The organism is Hyphomicrobium denitrificans ATCC 51888 (assembly GCF_000143145.1).
GTDB classification, from domain to species: Bacteria; Pseudomonadota; Alphaproteobacteria; order Rhizobiales; family Hyphomicrobiaceae; genus Hyphomicrobium_B; species Hyphomicrobium_B denitrificans.
The window spans coordinates 317801-333930 of record NC_014313.1; the positions used below are offsets into that span (position 1 = coordinate 317801).

17 protein-coding genes are annotated in these 16130 nt (G+C 59.3%); 12 read left to right on the forward strand and 5 right to left on the reverse strand.

Annotated features, from left to right (window positions below; all coding sequences use genetic code 11):
- Positions 1-23 precede the first annotated feature (23 nt).
- A complete protein-coding gene (gene rimO, locus HDEN_RS01485; RefSeq protein WP_013214352.1) occupies positions 24-1409 on the forward strand; it encodes a 30S ribosomal protein S12 methylthiotransferase RimO in 1386 nt (461 codons plus the stop codon).
- On the opposite strand, the gene HDEN_RS01490 is transcribed toward rimO, so the two are convergent.
- Positions 1406-2380: a cation diffusion facilitator family transporter gene (locus HDEN_RS01490; RefSeq protein ID WP_342446779.1), complete on the reverse strand. Its 975-nt coding sequence runs from the start codon at positions 2378-2380 to the stop codon at positions 1406-1408. The genes rimO and HDEN_RS01490 overlap by 4 nt on opposite strands.
- 156 nt (positions 2381-2536) lie before the next feature.
- On the opposite strand from HDEN_RS01490, the gene HDEN_RS01495 reads away from it, so the two are divergent.
- The gene (locus HDEN_RS01495) at positions 2537-3487 is read left to right on the forward strand and encodes a metal-dependent hydrolase (protein WP_013214354.1); all 951 of its coding nucleotides are present in this window, start codon (positions 2537-2539) and stop codon (positions 3485-3487) included.
- Here the strand turns inward: HDEN_RS01495 and HDEN_RS01500 are convergent.
- The 4 genes from HDEN_RS01500 to HDEN_RS01515 form a co-directional block, all read right to left on the reverse strand.
- Positions 3456-4064 carry a TetR/AcrR family transcriptional regulator gene (locus HDEN_RS01500; protein ID WP_013214355.1) on the reverse strand — a complete coding sequence of 203 codons (609 nt, stop codon included), beginning with the start codon at positions 4062-4064 and terminating at the stop codon, positions 3456-3458. The two genes, HDEN_RS01495 and HDEN_RS01500, sit on opposite strands and share 32 nt — an antisense overlap.
- 241 nt (positions 4065-4305) lie before the next feature.
- Complete coding sequence (locus tag HDEN_RS01505; RefSeq protein ID WP_013214356.1) at positions 4306-4938, reverse strand: TadE/TadG family type IV pilus assembly protein; 633 nt, start codon at positions 4936-4938, stop codon at positions 4306-4308.
- A gap of 4 nt (positions 4939-4942) precedes the next feature.
- Positions 4943-5596 carry a TadE/TadG family type IV pilus assembly protein gene (locus HDEN_RS01510; RefSeq protein ID WP_150103167.1) on the reverse strand — a complete coding sequence of 218 codons (654 nt, stop codon included), beginning with the start codon at positions 5594-5596 and terminating at the stop codon, positions 4943-4945.
- Between the two features lie 137 nt (positions 5597-5733).
- The gene (locus HDEN_RS01515; protein WP_013214358.1) at positions 5734-6246 is read right to left on the reverse strand and encodes a pilus assembly protein N-terminal domain-containing protein; all 513 of its coding nucleotides are present in this window, start codon (positions 6244-6246) and stop codon (positions 5734-5736) included.
- Between the two features lie 552 nt (positions 6247-6798).
- Between HDEN_RS01515 and HDEN_RS01520 the strand changes: the two genes are divergently transcribed.
- The 10 genes from HDEN_RS01520 (at position 6799) to HDEN_RS01565 (ending at position 16076) form a co-directional block, all read left to right on the forward strand.
- Positions 6799-6978, forward strand: a complete 180-nt coding sequence (locus HDEN_RS01520; protein ID WP_013214359.1) for a Flp family type IVb pilin — start codon at positions 6799-6801, stop codon at positions 6976-6978.
- A 92-nt stretch (positions 6979-7070) separates the two neighbouring features.
- Complete coding sequence (locus HDEN_RS01525) at positions 7071-7247, forward strand: Flp family type IVb pilin (RefSeq protein WP_013214360.1); 177 nt, start codon at positions 7071-7073, stop codon at positions 7245-7247.
- 94 nt (positions 7248-7341) lie between these two features.
- Positions 7342-7851 carry an A24 family peptidase gene (locus HDEN_RS01530; protein WP_013214361.1) on the forward strand — a complete coding sequence of 170 codons (510 nt, stop codon included), beginning with the start codon at positions 7342-7344 and terminating at the stop codon, positions 7849-7851.
- A 160-nt stretch (positions 7852-8011) separates the two neighbouring features.
- A complete protein-coding gene (cpaB, locus tag HDEN_RS01535) occupies positions 8012-8815 on the forward strand; it encodes a Flp pilus assembly protein CpaB (protein ID WP_013214362.1) in 804 nt (267 codons plus the stop codon).
- 38 nt (positions 8816-8853) lie between these two features.
- The gene (locus HDEN_RS01540; RefSeq protein WP_013214363.1) at positions 8854-10506 is read left to right on the forward strand and encodes a type II and III secretion system protein family protein; all 1653 of its coding nucleotides are present in this window, start codon (positions 8854-8856) and stop codon (positions 10504-10506) included.
- Between the two features lie 19 nt (positions 10507-10525).
- Positions 10526-11263, forward strand: a complete 738-nt coding sequence (locus HDEN_RS01545) for a CpaD family pilus assembly protein (RefSeq protein ID WP_013214364.1) — start codon at positions 10526-10528, stop codon at positions 11261-11263.
- A gap of 12 nt (positions 11264-11275) precedes the next feature.
- Positions 11276-12580, forward strand: coding sequence for a CpaE/TadZ family protein (locus HDEN_RS01550; protein WP_013214365.1), 1305 nt, complete (start codon positions 11276-11278; stop codon positions 12578-12580).
- Between the two features lie 9 nt (positions 12581-12589).
- The gene (locus HDEN_RS01555) at positions 12590-14074 is read left to right on the forward strand and encodes a TadA family conjugal transfer-associated ATPase (protein WP_013214366.1); all 1485 of its coding nucleotides are present in this window, start codon (positions 12590-12592) and stop codon (positions 14072-14074) included.
- Complete coding sequence (locus tag HDEN_RS01560; RefSeq protein WP_041921487.1) at positions 14067-15056, forward strand: type II secretion system F family protein; 990 nt, start codon at positions 14067-14069, stop codon at positions 15054-15056. The genes HDEN_RS01555 and HDEN_RS01560 overlap by 8 nt, the downstream gene beginning before the upstream one ends.
- Before the next feature lie 39 nt (positions 15057-15095).
- Positions 15096-16076, forward strand: coding sequence for a type II secretion system F family protein (locus HDEN_RS01565; RefSeq protein ID WP_013214368.1), 981 nt, complete (start codon positions 15096-15098; stop codon positions 16074-16076).
- The last annotated feature ends 54 nt before the right edge of the window (positions 16077-16130 follow it).

The window sequence follows — 16130 nt, forward strand, 5'->3', positions numbered from 1 at the left end:
GGCGTCGAGGCTAGAAGCGCGAAATGGCGAACCCCTCGGTCAAAGTAAACGCGAAAGCGCGGCGTGCTGCGCACGGCTCCGACACGGCAGCCGCGCCAAAGGTCGGCTTCGTGTCGCTTGGCTGCCCGAAGGCGCTGGTCGACAGCGAACGGATCATCACCAAGCTCCGCGCTGAAGGCTACATGATCGCGAGCGACTATGAGGGCGCGGACGTCGTCGTCGTCAACACGTGCGGTTTTCTCGATTCCGCGAAGAAGGAAAGCCTGGACGCGATCGGCGAGGCCATGAACGCGAATGGCCGCGTGATCGTCACCGGATGCTTCGGTGTCGAGGAGAACCGCATTCGCGACGCGCATCCGGGCGTGCTCGCGGTCACAGGTCCGCATCAGTATGAGCAGGTGGTCGAGGCGGTGCACGACGCCGTACCGCCGCTGCACGATCCGTTCGTCGATCTGGTGCCCCCGGAAGGGCTGCGGCTGACGCCGCGCCATTATGCGTATCTGAAGATTTCGGAAGGCTGCAACAACCGCTGCTCGTTCTGCATCATTCCGGCGCTGCGCGGCGATCTCGCCAGCAGGCCGTCGAACCATGTGATGGGCGAGGCGGAGCGTCTGGTGAATGCTGGCGTCAAGGAACTGCTCGTCATCAGCCAGGATACGAGCGCTTACGGCCTCGATATCAAATACGCCGAGAGCGCCTGGAAGGGCGCGCCGCTGAAAGCGCGGTTTCTCGATCTGTCGCGGGCGCTGGGCGATCTCGGCGTCTGGGTGCGGATGCATTACGTCTACCCGTATCCGCACGTCGATGACGTCATTCCGCTGATGGCGGACGGCAAAATCCTGCCGTACCTCGACATCCCGTTCCAGCATGCGTCGCCCGCGGTGTTGAAAGCTATGCGGCGGCCGGCGGCGCAGGAGAAAACCGCGGAGCGCATCCGTCGCTGGCGCGAGGTCTGTCCCGATCTTGCGATCCGCTCGACGTTCATCGTCGGTTTTCCCGGCGAGACGGAAGAGGATTTCGCGTTTCTGCTCGACTGGCTGAAGGAAGCGGGCATCAATCGCGCCGGATGCTTCAAGTACGAGCCTGTCGAGGGCGCGAAGGCGAACGCGATCGATGGCGCGGTGCCTGATGAAGTGAAAGAGGAACGCTGGCATCGCTTCATGGCCGTGCAGAAGGATGTCAGCAGCGCGCAGCTGGAGCGCAAACTCGGGCAGACGATCGACGTTCTGATCGACGAAGTCGACGAGGACGGCGCGATCGGGCGCTCGAAGTGGGATGCGCCCGAGATCGATGGCAACGTGTTCCTGAACGGCGAGCGCGACGTGAACGCGGGCGACATCGTGCGTGCCAAAGTCGTTGAGGCCGGAGACTACGATCTCTGGGCCGAACGCGTTTCGGCGAACGGTTAGTTGCCTTCCAGCGGGAGCGCGCCAGACGCTTCGGGCTTCGCCTTGTTTTCCGGCTCGACGTGAATAACGACTTCCGATCCTTCGATCTCGGTTTCGATAGCGTTCTCGAGGCGATCGCAAATGGCGTGCGCGTCATCCACCGTCATCGAGCCGGGAACGATCAGATGAAACTCGATGAAAAGCGCGCGTCCGGCCTGCCTCGTGCGGATGTCGTGCGCTTCGAGCGCGCCGCTGCCGTTGGCTTCGATCACCTTACGGATATTGCTCTCGATCTCGGGGCTCGCCGCTTCATCCAGGAGATGCGACATCGATTGGACGGCGAGCCTGTAGCCCATCCATAAAATGTTCAGGGCCACGATGGCCGCGATCAACGGGTCGAGGATGTGCCAGCCCGTCAGAACCGCGAACGCGAGTCCGATGACGACACCGACCGAGGTGATGACGTCCGTGTAAAGGTGTTTCCCGTCGGCGACGAGCGCTGGAGAGCGCCACGATCGGCCGCGATTGATGAGCAGCCAAGCCCAGGCGCCATTGAGGATCGACGCGACGATATTGAAGACGATGCCGAGCGTGGAATGCTCGAGCTTGACGCCCTCAATCAGCGCGGATCTCGCCTTGAGAAGAATGAGTACGGCCGCGACGGCGATCATCGCGCCTTCAAACATCGCGGCGAGGAATTCCGCCTTGTGGTGTCCGAACGGATGGCCGGAGTCAGGTGGCTTTGCGCTCAGGCGGATCGCCGCGAAGGTCGTCACCGCCGTCATGACGTTGACGACGCTTTCGAGCGCGTCGGAGTAGAGCGCAACGGACCCCGACACGAGATAGGCGACGTATTTTATCACGATGACGACAAGCGCAACGGCGATATTTACCGCCGCAAGCCGCTTCACCGTGAGTGAGTCTAGCACCGCCGACATGTCGATCCGTTTTTTCCCCATCGCATCCGGCTTGCCTGCCGGATGTGCCGCCATTGCCATCAAAATGGGGAAGAGGGGCGCAAATGCCCGTCTTATCCACATGGCTCATGGGGCGGCGCCTCGCAGATAGCGGCCGAATCTGTTGCTGACAATAGCGGGGTTAAAATTTGCCGGTCCGCCTGAGCCGGCGCTCAGAGTTTGGGGGACGTCATGGCCAATTTTACGACGCACATCGCGGTAGGGACGGTCGTTTCCGGGGCTCTTGCGACGCTGACGCTCGCGGCCAATGTCGTTGCGCCGGAAAACCTCGTTGCGGTGACAATGGCCGGCGTTCTGGGTTCCGTTCTCCCTGACATCGATCTCAAGGATTCCCGTCCGAGCCGGGCTATGTTCGCGGGGCTCGCGATTTTCTTTTCGTTTGCGGTGCTGTTCAACGCGGCGACGAAATTCTCAATCGCAGAGCTTTGGATCCTTTGGCTCGGGACGCTGCTGCTGGTGCGCTATGGGCTGCACACCGTCTTTCACCGCCTTTCCGTTCACCGCGGCATCTGGCATTCGATCCTCGCCGCGGCTTTTTGCGCGGTCTTAACGGCAATCGTATTCAAGAACCTGCTGAACAAGCCTGAGGGCGTTGCGTGGCTCGGCGGCGCATTCATGTTCCTTGGATATCTCACGCATCTGACGCTCGACGAGATCTATTCCGTCGACGTCATGGATACGCGCCTGAAGTCGTCGTTCGGCACGGCGTTGAAATTCATAGACCGGCGTTACTTCTATTCGTCGCTGGCGATGGCGGCGGCCACGTTCGGCGCGATCATGATTTCGCCCTCGACGTCCACGTTCGTCGATGGCCTTGCCTCGCGCAGTCTGTGGACCGGGCTCGAGCAGCGGCTGCTGCCGCCGCATAAATGGTTCGGTCTCGTTGAGACGCCACGCTTTGCGCGCCGGCACGAGGATGGCAAAGGCGCTGACGTCGAGACCGGGTCGGTTAGTAAAATCCCAGCCGCGGCGGCACCGGTTGCAGCATCTCCGGCGGAGTTGAAGGAGACGGCTCCCGAAGCGGCGTCACCGGATACAGCGTCTGCTCCGGCAATCGAGGCAGCGCCGAGCGAGGCGGATCATCCAGCCGCTAGTGCTCCGAGCGAGACCGCAAGCCCCTGACGAAGTTGGACGTCAGTTCCTTGGCATAGATCTGAGCGGTGGCGGGCGTCAGATGCGCGCCCTTCTCGCTCGCGGCGACCGCAGATATTCCATGTACGCCAGCGAACAAAGCACGTGCGGTCGTGTCGAGTTCCTCTTGCGTCGCATTGGGAGCTAGCGGTGCCAGCGCCTTACGGACGGTGCAGGCAAGATCATCGAGATGCTCGTGAAACGGAGGCGGTACCCGATTGGGTCCAGTCACGCTGTGCGCGAAGAGAAGATTCCACATGCGCTTATTCTCGAGCGCGAATTCGATGTAGGCATGCGTCAAGGCATCGACGTTCATTTCGCCGTTCGTTCCCAGCGGCACACCTTTTAGATGATCGACGATGCGGCCAAGAAGCTGCACCTGCAGCGTGAGCAGGATGTCGTCGAGGTTTTCGAAGATATTGTACAGCGTCCCGGGTGAGTATCCGATCACACGCGCGATTTCCCGCGCGGACAAACCAGAAATGCCGTTGGTTTCAACGATCGTGCGGGACGCGTCCAGGATGAGCTGGCGGAGCTCCTCCGGGGAATGAACCGCTCTCCGTCCCACTGCGAGTCCTCGCCTGTGTTCTGTTTATTTTCTATGAAGTCTGTCGTCGCGGATTGCGCGGTATAATTCGATATCGAAATGCGGCAGGATATCTATTCTGAACGGAAGTATATTTATCAACTGACGATAGCGCCGTCTACGTTCTGCCATCGTACGAAGGCGAACTAGCCGGGGTTCCCGCCGTCCCGGCTGGAGCGAGAATGATTTTCTATTTTTTGGCTGCGTACCAAATGATTTTGGCTCAACCGCTTCCTGGCGGGCATTTCGTATTCAGTTTGTCCTGGGCATAGTAAACGGCGCCCCAACGCGGTGCGAAGGACATTGTGTCGGACCACACCATCGTCTGCGTGATCCCAGGCAGAATGTTCGCCAGAAGCGGCTCGTAGGTGTACTGCGCTTCGATGACGACCGCGGCATCGCCTTTCGAGATCATGTTCTCATCGGGCATCGATTTCGTATCGCCACAGCTTTTGATCGGTGCGCTGTGATAGGACCAGGACCATTCCACCTTTGTCGCGCTCGCGTCGGTGGCCGACGCTCGAAGCTGCGTGATCGCAATTTGCAAAGGCGTGGCGCTAAACGGCTCCATAGCGTGCTGAGCGGAAACGAGCATGCCGTCGAGCGCTGTATTCGCCGTGCTCAGCGAAGATCCGATCTGCTTTTCGCGAGATACGAGGTCGCCGACCATGGCGGTCGCGCGCTGAAATCTTTTGTGTGCGACCAACGCGCGCGACACTTCGAACGTGCCGAATGTCATCAGCATCAGCAGCGGAGCGATAAGGGCGAACTCGACGGCCGCCACGGCGCTCGTGTCGGATGCGAAGGTACGGAAGTAAAGTCTGATCCGCGCGGCAAGTGAAAATGTCGACGGCATTGTTTCAGCTCTCGGGATAGGGTTCGCTGCGGAACGCTGTTGCTGATTGAAGCATCATCGAGCCGTTGGACATATTGCCCAGTTTGATAATCGGCAGCTTCGAGGTGAAATCCCACTGGTAGCACGCAGTCACGATGACCACGTCGCTTGCGGTCCCTGAGTAGATCGCAATCAAATCGGTTCCGGGCGCGGAGTTCGTCAAGGGTACGCCGCTGCTGTCGATGCAGGGCTTCGGTTTGTACGGCGTGCAGGTGCCGCCTCCGCCGTCGGACAAGGCGCTCCAGCTGTCGCAATGAACTGTGTCGATCTGCAATTTATTGCAGTCGATCCAAGAGCCCGCGCCATCGCAGATGCTCTGCTTGAACTGGTTGACAGTCATCTTCTTGGAGACAGCTTCGCCCGTGCGGATCAGCCGGCTTGTCTGATCCATGCCTTTTTCAAGCGAGTTCGAGACAAAGAAGTAAATCGCGCAGCCAATGAAGCCTAATATGAACATCAGGAATGGAATGGCGACGCTGGAGAATTCCAAGGCCGTCGAGCCGCGGTCGTCTGATGTCCAACGCCGCAGCAGACGATTGAAACGTAACGAGCGGGGAAGAAAACCCATTCTGCGCGCTGTGGGCATAGAATTCTCGCGACCGTTGATGATAACGGCCACTAAATAAATTAGCGCGGATTAAGGTGGTATTTATCGGACGGGATTTCGTCTCTAATGGTTGAGCAATCGTGAAAGCGTCCGTATACGCCGAGGAGGCGCAATCCTGGCGTTGTGGTAGAGCTTGTTGACGGGCTCTTTTATTGCTGGCTGTTCGCGCTGCTCGAGGAATCCGACGAGCCTTCAGAGAACTTCGTCTTCTGATTATTGGCCGTTTGGACGGCGCTAAAGAAGTCCTTGTCGTCGCCGATCGTGAGCGTCGGCTCGCAGTTTGGCGTGCATGCGTATGTAAAGCGCGTGCTGCCTTTGTGCAGATTGACGGTCCTGGTATCGTCGCGTTCGACCATCACGCGCTGATCTTGAATGACATTATGAGCGGCATCGAGAGCGATGACGTTGGTGATGCCGAACGTCTTGCCAGTGACGACGAGCAAATTTCCATCCTGTAGCGTCACGTCGGCGATCGACGGGTTTCCGACGATGACCTCGCTGGCGGGGCGGGGAAGATGCAGAAGTTGCGATTGGTCGTAGCGTACAATCAAATCGCCAGCCGATGCGCCAGCGGCTGAAAGAGCCACGATCGCTGCGACGATGCCCGTGCGTAAAATGCTGCCGGCGTGAGATGCCGCAATTTTTTTTGCTCCACGATGCATCCGGCGCGGTCCTTTCAAAGCTCCCGGCTGCCATAAGCTCATCAAATGGTGAAGGAACTGCAAACGGGCGTTCCGATCCGCAGCATTGCGGACCTGCCGCGTTCGAACCGGCATCGCGCGGATAACGTCGGTGGTTAATTCGGCGGGTGAGATAGTCTGTTCGCGAGAGCGCGCCGCAGCAAAAATTGGAAGATCGGAGGAGATATTCCGATGTCTGTTCGAAGCGGTCTGTCTGCAAGGGCGTTGAAGTATACTTGGCAATATTTGATGAAATACTTTTATAAGTACAGTATTAACTCATATTTCCACGTATTATTTTCTTCTTTCAGGTTTGATCAATGTAAAAGCAGGCCGCGTGCGACCTTTTAAACTTTGTTTTTTTGAAGAAAGGCATTGGATAATTTTTGTTTATTTGTCGGTGAAGCGCGGCCTGGCGCGTTTTACCTGACTTTAATTTTTCCAATCTACAGTCCCCGTTAGTTCAGCGGCGAGGACAAACCTCTTCCGAGGAACGGGATCGATAAAAGTATTAGCGTAGATCGGAACAAACCAATGAACATCTTTTCGCGTTTCATGAACGATGAGTCGGGTGCAACGGCCATCGAATACGGCTTGATCGCTGCTCTTATCGGCGTCGCCCTCGTTACGATCCTTGGCCAGGTCGGTACCAGCCTCAGCGGTACGTTCACGAAAGTCGATGACGCACTGAAAGGTACGCCTGCCGCCAACTGATCGGCACTTATTTGCGTTAGCCTATTATCAAAGTGCATTGAGCGCGCTCGGAGACGAGTTCTTCGAGCGCGCTTTTTTATCAGGGGTATGCAATGCTGCCTTCCAGCGTCCGTGAATTTGCAGCCGACGAGAATGGGGCAACCTCGATCGAATATGCACTGATCGCAAGCATCGTCAGCATCGCAATCGTCGGTGCGCTAATGGGGGTCAAGGGATCTCTAGTCAGCGTCTTCGAATCCGTCGTAGCAGGGTTCAGCTCCATCAAATAATCGAGCGCCGGCGCACCAAAACTGCGTTAGGCCGGCCTTTACCGAGTTTCGTCATACTCCGTCAGCGGTCGTGCTTCTGGTGCAGGTGTAAATAATGTCGGTGCTGACTTTTCTTCTCGTGGCGATCTTCCCGATTGCTATGGCGTTTGCTGCGGCGAACGACCTTTTCACGATGAGAATTCCAAACGTTATCTCGCTTGCGCTGATCGGTGGCTTTGTCGCGCTCGCGGTTCTGACGCGAATGCCGCTCGAGACTTTCGGGATGCACGTCGTCTGTGCGCTCGGGGTGCTGCTTCTCACGTTCGCGCTGTTTGCCTTCAATCTGCTCGGCGGCGGCGACGCCAAACTCATGGCGGCCGGGGCGCTTTGGATGGGCTCAGCGCAGATTCTCCCGTTTATCGCATTTACGACGATGTTCGGCGGGGTCCTTTGCCTTCTTATTCTGAGCTATCGCCGGATGGTGCCGGCTGATCTTTTGCCGCTCCCTGGCTGGGCCCAGCGTCTGCACACTGCCGGTGGGCCGGTTCCTTATGGCATCGCGATTGCGGCATCAGGGCTGATGGTATTCCCCACCACCGAATTGTTCCGAATGCTGCAGGCTTGAGCGTAGGCTCTTGTTATCGCGGCTGTTTAGCGGGCTCTGATTGGAGCTGCAACCGTTGCCCACGCACGTCTTTCTGAAACGGCGGTTAACCTCGCATTGACGTTTGTCCGACAGTATCGGCGCAGGAGCGAGAACCCTGAGCTGAAGGATTTACGGCGCAATGAAGCGGGCACAACTTGTCGGTTTCTCCGTAGCGTTTGCTGCGGCGGCGCTCGCTTATTACATCGCAAGCGCATTTATGACGCCCCCCAAGACCGTGACGGTCGAAAAGCAAGTCGACAGCACGGAAGTCCTCGTGGCCGCCACCGATATCTCCGTCGGGCAGATCGTCAATGAAGGTAATTTTCATTGGGCGACCTGGCCGAAGAGCGCGGTTACGGCTGACTATGTGACGAAGGCGAACAGCGGTCCCGGGAAAGCGCACGAGTTTACCGGTGCGGTTGCTCGCTCGGCGATTCTTTCCGGTGAGCCCGTCACGACGCAGAAGCTGATCAAGGCCGGCCAAGGCGGGGTGCTTGCCGCGATCCTGCCGCAGGGCATGCGCGCCATCTCCACCAAGATCAAAGCCGAGACGGCGGCCGGCAGCCTCATTCTTCCGAACGATCATGTCGACGTGATCCTCATCCGTCATGTTCGCAGCCGCAGCGGCCAGGAGGAGACCGTTGCGGACACTCTGTTCCGCAACGTGCGTGTGATGGCGATCGGCCAGCAGATCGAAACCAAGGACGGCAAGAAATCGGCGGACATTTCCGCCTCGACAGCGACGCTGGAGTTGATGCCCAAGCAGGCGGAAATGATGGCGCTCGCGAATTCGATGGGAGAGATCACTCTCTCCTTGCGTAGCGTTGCAGATTTGAGTTCCGACCCCGAGCGGGCGGGCAATCTCGATCTCAACAAACCGCAAAACAATTCGGTGCGTATTGTTCGTTACGGTGCCAAGTCGCGTGTGTATGGCGTGAACTGAGTTGGTCAGTCAGTAGTCGTCATAAAGGCGGGAAGCTCATGCGATCTGAAATTGGATTTCCATGGCGCGCGGCCGCACGCGCGATCATGGTTTTTGCCGCTGTGTTGACATCGGCTGCGCCGACGTCGGCGCAGTCGCGAGCGGCTGACCGCCTATCGGTGCGCGCGGACAGGGGCGATCCCGAGTTCAGCAAGAACACGCAGTCGATCGTCAGAATTTCAGAGTCGGAAGGCCTGCCGGTTCGCAAGAGCATCAAGATCGGGCTGGGAAAATCCGTTCTCATCGAGTTCCCGAACGGCGTGCGCGACGTGATGGCATCGAATCCGGCCGTCGTCGATGCGGTGGTTCTCAGCTCGAACCGGGTGTTTTTGCTCGGCAAAGCTCCAGGGCAATCGAACGCCTTCTTCTTCTCGAATAAGGGCGAGCAACTCGCGCTCATCGAACTCAACGTCGACCAGGAAGGCGATGGGCTCGAAATGCTGTTGCGGCGCGTGATTCCGGGTTCCGAGATCAAGGTCGAAACGCTCAATCAAACCGCGATCCTCACCGGGCGGGTGAAGAGCCCGTCGGATTCCGCGCGCGCATCGCGGATCGCAGCGCAGTTCATGAGTCAGATGATCGCGAACTGGGCGTCGAACGTCAGTCTCACAAGCAGCGGTTCCGGCCAGCAAAACAAGGCTGGCGAAGTCAAAGACGCCGACGACGTCAAATCCGTCATCAATCTGCTGACTGTCGAGGCGGAAGAGCAGGTGATGCTCAAGGTCACCGTCGCCGAAGTCAAACGGACGCTCTTGAAGCAGCTCGGCATCAACCTCGGTGGCGTGCTGTCGTCCGGCAGCTTCTCGACGACGCTTCTCACCGAAAATGCGTTTCCGATCTCGACCGCGCAGGGTCTCGGATCGCTGCCGACGTTCGGCGTCGGCACCGCCGCGAGCGCGGCGTGTGCTGTCGGTCAGATCTGCGCGTTCAATCCTGGCCCGGCAACGGGTGCATTCGGCAACAGCGGTCTCGTGTCCGGCTGGGGTAACAGCCGCAACAACATCCAGTCGGCGGTTCGCGCGCTTGAGCGCGATGGTCTGATCAAGACATTGGCGGAGCCGAACCTGACGGCGATCTCGGGCGAACCGGCGGAATTCCTTGCGGGCGGCGAAGTTCCTTACGTCACCGGTGTCGACACGCAGACCGGTGTCTCCGCCGTTGCGTTCAAGAAGTTCGGTGTGCAGCTTGCCTTCACTCCGGTCGTGCTGACGGAAGGGCGCATCAGCCTCAAGATCGATACGAGCGTCAGCGATATCTCGCAGTACGTCGCTGGCAATCCCGTCTTCGACACGCGGCAGGCGAAGACCGTCGTCGAACTTCCTTCCGGCGGTTCGCTGGCGCTGGCGGGCCTGATCTCGACCAAGACGCAGCAGAACATCGACGGACTACCTGGAGCGAAGGATATCCCGATCCTCGGGACGCTCTTCCGCAGCCGCGATTTTCAGAATGATGAATCGGAGCTGGTGGTCATCGTCACGCCGTATCTCGTGCAGCCGGTGGCGCGCCAGCAGCTTTCGGCGCCGACGGACGGATTGTACCCGGCGACGGATCTCAAGGCCGATTTCCTGGGCCACCTCAACCGCATCTACGGAAAGAGCGAAGTTCAACCGTCGGGCGGCCTGAAGGGCGACTACGGATTCATCGTCGAATAACCGGTTCCGGAGAAACATCATGCAGATGCAAAAGACGATACTCCGCGGACCGGCCAAGGCACGACGCGGGCTTGCGAGAATGCTGATCATTGCGTGTCTGCCGATTGCGTTGGCAGGCTGCGAACATGATCGTGTTGGCCCGCAGGTGGCGGGTTGGCAGCTGATCGATCCCGAGCAGCGCCATCCGATCCTGGTCTCGCAGCAACCCGCCGTCCTCAATCTGCATGTCGCCGCGGGTTCCGAAGGCCTGACGCCATCGCAGCGCAGCCGTGTCATCGACTTCATCGATCGCCATAGAGCGAGCGATGCCGGCAACAGTCGGTTTGTCATCTCGGCGCCTGCCGGGTCGTCGAACGAGGCGGCGGCGATGGATGCGGCCAGCGATACGCGACGGCTGATTCTCGGCGGCGGATACGCGGACTCTTCGATCGCCAACGAAGCCTATCATGCGAGCGGGCGCGATGCGCCGTTGCGCATTTCGTATCTGCGCTACGTTGCGGAAGGTCCCGAGTGCGGCCGCGACTGGTCCGAGAACCTGGCGCGCGCGTATCAAAACACGCCCTATCCCAATTTCGGCTGCTCGTCGCAGCGTAATCTGGCGGCGATGGTTTCCAATCCCGCCGACCTGCTCGGACCGCGCACGATGACGCCGAGCGACGCCAATCGCCGCTTCAAGATGTACGAGAAGTACGTGAAGGGCGAGACGCTCGGTGCGTCGGACGAAAAAGTAACGTTCGTGAAGCCTATCAGCCAATAAACTGGAGCCGAGATGTCCCAGCATACGCAAGCTGCGCCTGAATTCGATCCAGGGTTTTCCGACAACGGAGAACGGCAGGACACATATTCGAGCGAACGTGCACGGCCCGTGCCTCGGATCTCGATCCAGGCATTCTGTGACGACGTGGGCGTTGCGAATACTATCCAGTTTGCGGCCGAGGACCGTCGGCTTTCAAAGGCGCACGTCAGCGTGCACATGGGCGGTATCGCTGCCGCCATCTCGCATTATGTCGACAGTCCGACGCCCAATCTCATCATCCTGGATTGCGCGCTCGACAGCGGTTCACTTCTGGCCGAGCTCGATCGGCTGGCGGAGAGCTGCGATCCCGGCACCAAAGTCGTCGTCATCGGACGCCAGAACGACGTGATGCTTTATCGCGAGCTTCTGAAGCGCGGCGTCGGCGAATATCTCGTTGCGCCGGTCGATCCGCTTGCGGTGATGGAGAGCATTTCCAATCTCTACAACAATCCGGAAACCGATCCGGTCGGGCACGTGTTTGCTTTCGTCGGCGCCAAGGGCGGCGTCGGCTCCTCGACGGTCTGCCATAACGTCGGCTGGACGATGTCGGAGATCTTGAAGACCGACGTTGCGATCGCCGATCTCGATCTCGCGTTCGGTACGACAGGGCTCGACTTCAATCAGGACCCTGTGCAGGGCATCGCGGAAGCGCTTGCGGCGCCGGAACGTCTCGACGATCAGCTGCTCGACCGGTTGATGACCAAATGCTCCGAGCATCTGTCGATCTTCGCGGCGCCGGTCGTCATCGATCGCGATTACGAAATTTCGCCGGAAGCCTGCGATACCGTTCTCGATATTGTGCGCCAGAACGTGCCGCTGGTTGCCGTCGACTTGCCGCACGGCTGGTCGCCGTGGTCGAAGCGCGTGCTGCTGCAGGCGGATCAGGTCGTGATCACGGCGGTGCCCGATCTCGCAAATCTCAGGAACGCGAAGAACATCGTCGATCTACTGCGGACGTCGCGCAAGAACGACAATCAGCCGCTTCTGATCCTCAACATGGCCAACACGCCGAAGCGGCAGGAAATCACGATCAAGGAGTTCGAGCAGGCGCTCGACAGCAAGGTGATGGCCGTCATCGACTACGATCCTGAATCGTTCAGCCAGGCATCGAACAACGGTCAGATGCTGGAGGAATTCAGCCCCAAAGCGAAGGCCGTGGAGAAATTTCACGACATCGCGATGAAGATCACGGGACGCAAGGAAGCCAAAGCCGATAAGCGAAATCCGGCGTTGGCGGCGCTTGGCCCCCTCATCGAGAAGCTCAAGTTGAAGCGCTAAGGATTCGCTATGTTCGGTAGGCGTTCAAACGATCCGGCGTCCACGAAAAGGAGCGATCCGCAGGTCGTGCCGGTGGCGCAACCTGTTGCCCCGCCCGAGATCAAGGCGCCGCCGCAAGCGCGTCAGCCGGCGCCGGCAGCGCAGCCGCGTCCGGAGCCGCCCGCCGAAGTGCACCGTAGGCATTCGGAAGAATACTACGACGTCAAAACGACCGTCTTCAACGCACTGATCGATACCATCGATCTGACGCAGCTTGCCAAGCTCGATGCGGTCGCGGCGCGCGAAGAAATTCGCGACATTGTCAGCGAGATCATTCAGGTCAAAAACGTCGTCATGTCGATCGCGGAGCAGGAAGAGCTCCTCGAAGACATCTGCAACGACGTCCTGGGCTACGGACCGCTGGAGCCGCTGCTAGCGCGCGACGACATCGCCGACATCATGGTCAACGGCGCTTCGACGACGTTCATCGAAGTCGCGGGCAAGGTGCAGAAGACCAGCGTTCGCTTCGCCGATAACCAGCAGCTGATGAATATCTGCCAGCGCATCGTCAGCCAGGTCGGCCGCCGGGTGGACGAGTCGAGCCCGATCTGCGACGCGCGACTTCCCGACGGCTCTCGCGTCAACGTCATCGCGCCGCCGCTTGCGATCGATGGGCCGGCGCTCACAATCCGAAAGTTCAAGAAGGACCGGCTCAAGCTCGAGCAGCTGGTGAAGTTCGGCTCGATCACGCCGGAAGCAAAGACGATCCTCGAGGTCATCGGACGAGTCCGCTGCAACGTCGTCATCTCGGGCGGCACGGGTTCCGGTAAGACGACGCTGCTCAATTGTCTGACCGGCTCGATCGACAACGACGAGCGTATCATTACGTGCGAAGACTCGGCTGAACTTCAGCTGCAGCAGCCGCATGTCGTGCGTCTCGAGACGCGCCCGCCGAACATCGAAGGCGAGGGCGAAATCCGGATGCGCGATCTGATCAAGAACTGTCTGCGTATGCGTCCGGAGCGGATCATCGTCGGCGAAGTTCGTGGACCTGAAGCGTTCGATCTTCTTCAGGCGATGAATACGGGCCACGACGGATCGATGGGAACGCTGCATGCCAACAGTCCGCGCGAAGCGTTGAGCCGTCTCGAATCCATGATCATGCAGGGCGGCTATGCGCTGCCGATCAAAACCATTCGCGAAATGATCTGCGGATCGATCGACGTGATCGTGCAGGCGTCGCGTCTGCGTGACGGTTCGCGCAAGATCACGCACATCACCGAAGTTCTCGGCATGGAAGAAGAGACGATCACGCTGCAGAACCTGCTCGTGTACGAGATCACCGGCGAGGACGCGCACGGAAAGCTCACTGGTCGACATCGCTCGACCGGCATCGCGCGCCCGCGTTTCTGGGACCGTGCCGAATACTACGGCGAGACGGAACGGCTGGCGCTGGCGCTGGCCGCCGCCGAAGTCGACGACGATCTCGGAGGTTCGGGTGATCGCCATGGATAGTCATGAGCTGTTGAGGGTTATTGTTCCTTTGCTCGCGGCGCTGGCGTTCGCCGGCGGCATTTACGCGCTGGCATATCCGTATTTCTCCGGCGATCGGGAGAAGGATAAACGTCTGGAGAGCGTGGTGGGCCGCAGCCGCAAGGTCGGCGGGGCTCTTTCCGAAATTCAAAGCAGCCGCAAGAAGTCCGTTGCGGATACTTTGAAGGAAATGGAAGACCGGCAGAACGCCAAGAAGAAAATCACCATGGGCCTGCGCCTGGAGCGCGCCGGGGTAAAATGGACGCCGCGCGACTTCTATATCGGCAGTGCGATCGCCGGCATCGTGCTCGGCGGATTGTGCTTCAATTTTCTGAACCTGCCGATTGCGGCGACTGTCGTCGCGCTGTTCGTCGGCGCGTTCGGAATTCCGAGGTGGGTGGTCGCCAAGTTGACGAAGCGCCGGCAGGCCAAGTTTACATCTCATCTCGCGAATGCCATCGACGTCGTCGTGCGCGGCGTGAAATCGGGGCTTCCGCTGAATGAATGCTTGCAGGTGATCGCGCGCGAAAGCCCGGAGCCACTTGCCGGCGAATTCCGCAGCGTCATGGAACAGCAGCGGCTGGGTGTTCCGCTCGCCGATGCGCTGGACCGCATGTACGACCGGATGCCGCTGGCGGAAGTGCGCTTTTTGACGATCGTCATCGCGATCCAGCAGCAGGCGGGCGGCAACCTCTCGGAAGCGCTCAGCAATCTTTCGGGCGTGTTGCGAGACCGGCAAATGCTGGCGCTGAAGGTGAAGGCTTTGTCGGCGGAAGCGAAAGCCTCAGCGATGGTGCTCGCTTCATTGCCGCCGGGCGTGATGTTCATGGTCTACATGTCGTCGCCCGGCTACATGATGCCCCTTTTCACGACGACGCCGGGCCGTTTCATGATGGCGCTCGGCGCGACCTGGATGACGATCGGCGTGCTCGTCATGAAGAAGATGATCAACTTCAAATTCTAGGCTGAACCTTCATTCGGCGCGTGGGCCGGCGGTGATTCAATGACAGCTTTCATCGAGACGATGATGAACCCGCATTTCGTGGCGACGATGCTCGCCGCGGTTTGCGTTTTTGCGACCGTGCTGTCGATCGCACTGCCGATGCTGCAACGGGATCAGATGAACCGCCGCATGAAGGAGATGGCGGTGGAGCGCGGCAAGATGCGCTCGGCACGCCTTGCGGAAATGAGTTCCAAGGATCGTCCGTCGAACAAACTGCGTCCGACGGCCAAGGGGTTCATGCAGCGCATCGTCGATGAACTGAAGTTGCGCGAGCGCTTCGATAACGACGAAATCCGTGAAAATCTGAAGCGCGCCGGGCTTCGCGGGCAAGCGAACATCGTGACGTTCCTGTTTTTCCGGGTTGCGGCTCCGATCATCATTTTCTTTCTGGCACTGTTTTACGTTTTCGTTCTCTATGACACGGGCCATGCACCGATCGTGAATGTCGGCATCGCGCTCGGCGCGGGTTTTCTCGGCTTCTATCTTCCGAACGTTTTCATCTCCAATCGCGTGCAAAAGCGGCAGACGTCGATCAAGCAGGCGTTTCCCGATGCGCTCGACATGCTGCTGATTTGCGTGCAGTCGGGCATGTCGGTCGAGGCGGCGTTCGCAAAGGTCGGCAAGGAGATCGCCAATCAGTCGATCGAGCTTGCCGAAGAAATGGCGCTGACGACGGCGGAGCTTTCGTATCTGCAAGACCGCAGGCAGGCGTATGAAAATCTTGCCAAGCGCACGGGTCTTCCGGGTGTCAAAGGCGTGGCGACGGCGCTGGTGCAAGCCGAACGCTATGGTACGCCCGTCGGACAGGCGTTGCGCACGATGGCCAAGGAGAATCGCGAAATCCGTCAGTCGGAAGCAGAACGTAAAGCGTCCGCGCTGCCGCCGAAGTTGACGGTGCCGATGATCGTGTTCTTCCTGCCAGTTCTGTTTATCGTCATTCTTGGCCCGGCGGGCATCGGCTACATGCAGATGCCGAAATAAGCTCTGCGGCTAACGGTTTGGATAAAATAGAACGCCCCGGTCGGCAAAGACCGG

What these genes read in the sequence shown, in the direction of transcription:
- HDEN_RS01560 (WP_041921487.1), top strand. Translation starts at nt 14,067, where the DNA reads ATGGATAGTCATGAGCTGTTGAGGGTTATTGTTCCTTTGCTCGCGGCG.
- HDEN_RS01545 (WP_013214364.1), top strand. Translation starts at nt 10,526, where the DNA reads ATGCAGATGCAAAAGACGATACTCCGCGGACCGGCCAAGGCACGACGC.
- HDEN_RS01520 (WP_013214359.1), top strand. Translation starts at nt 6,799, where the DNA reads ATGAACATCTTTTCGCGTTTCATGAACGATGAGTCGGGTGCAACGGCC.
- HDEN_RS01565 (WP_013214368.1), top strand. Translation starts at nt 15,096, where the DNA reads ATGACAGCTTTCATCGAGACGATGATGAACCCGCATTTCGTGGCGACG.
- HDEN_RS01525 (WP_013214360.1), top strand. Translation starts at nt 7,071, where the DNA reads ATGCTGCCTTCCAGCGTCCGTGAATTTGCAGCCGACGAGAATGGGGCA.
- HDEN_RS01515 (WP_013214358.1), bottom strand. Translation starts at nt 6,246, where the DNA reads ATGCATCGTGGAGCAAAAAAAATTGCGGCATCTCACGCCGGCAGCATT.
- HDEN_RS01555 (WP_013214366.1), top strand. Translation starts at nt 12,590, where the DNA reads ATGTTCGGTAGGCGTTCAAACGATCCGGCGTCCACGAAAAGGAGCGAT.
- HDEN_RS01490 (WP_342446779.1), bottom strand. Translation starts at nt 2,380, where the DNA reads ATGGCGGCACATCCGGCAGGCAAGCCGGATGCGATGGGGAAAAAACGG.
- HDEN_RS01550 (WP_013214365.1), top strand. Translation starts at nt 11,276, where the DNA reads ATGTCCCAGCATACGCAAGCTGCGCCTGAATTCGATCCAGGGTTTTCC.
- HDEN_RS01540 (WP_013214363.1), top strand. Translation starts at nt 8,854, where the DNA reads ATGCGATCTGAAATTGGATTTCCATGGCGCGCGGCCGCACGCGCGATC.
- cpaB (WP_013214362.1), top strand. Translation starts at nt 8,012, where the DNA reads ATGAAGCGGGCACAACTTGTCGGTTTCTCCGTAGCGTTTGCTGCGGCG.
- rimO (WP_013214352.1), top strand. Translation starts at nt 24, where the DNA reads ATGGCGAACCCCTCGGTCAAAGTAAACGCGAAAGCGCGGCGTGCTGCG.
- HDEN_RS01505 (WP_013214356.1), bottom strand. Translation starts at nt 4,938, where the DNA reads ATGCCGTCGACATTTTCACTTGCCGCGCGGATCAGACTTTACTTCCGT.
- HDEN_RS01530 (WP_013214361.1), top strand. Translation starts at nt 7,342, where the DNA reads ATGTCGGTGCTGACTTTTCTTCTCGTGGCGATCTTCCCGATTGCTATG.
- HDEN_RS01495 (WP_013214354.1), top strand. Translation starts at nt 2,537, where the DNA reads ATGGCCAATTTTACGACGCACATCGCGGTAGGGACGGTCGTTTCCGGG.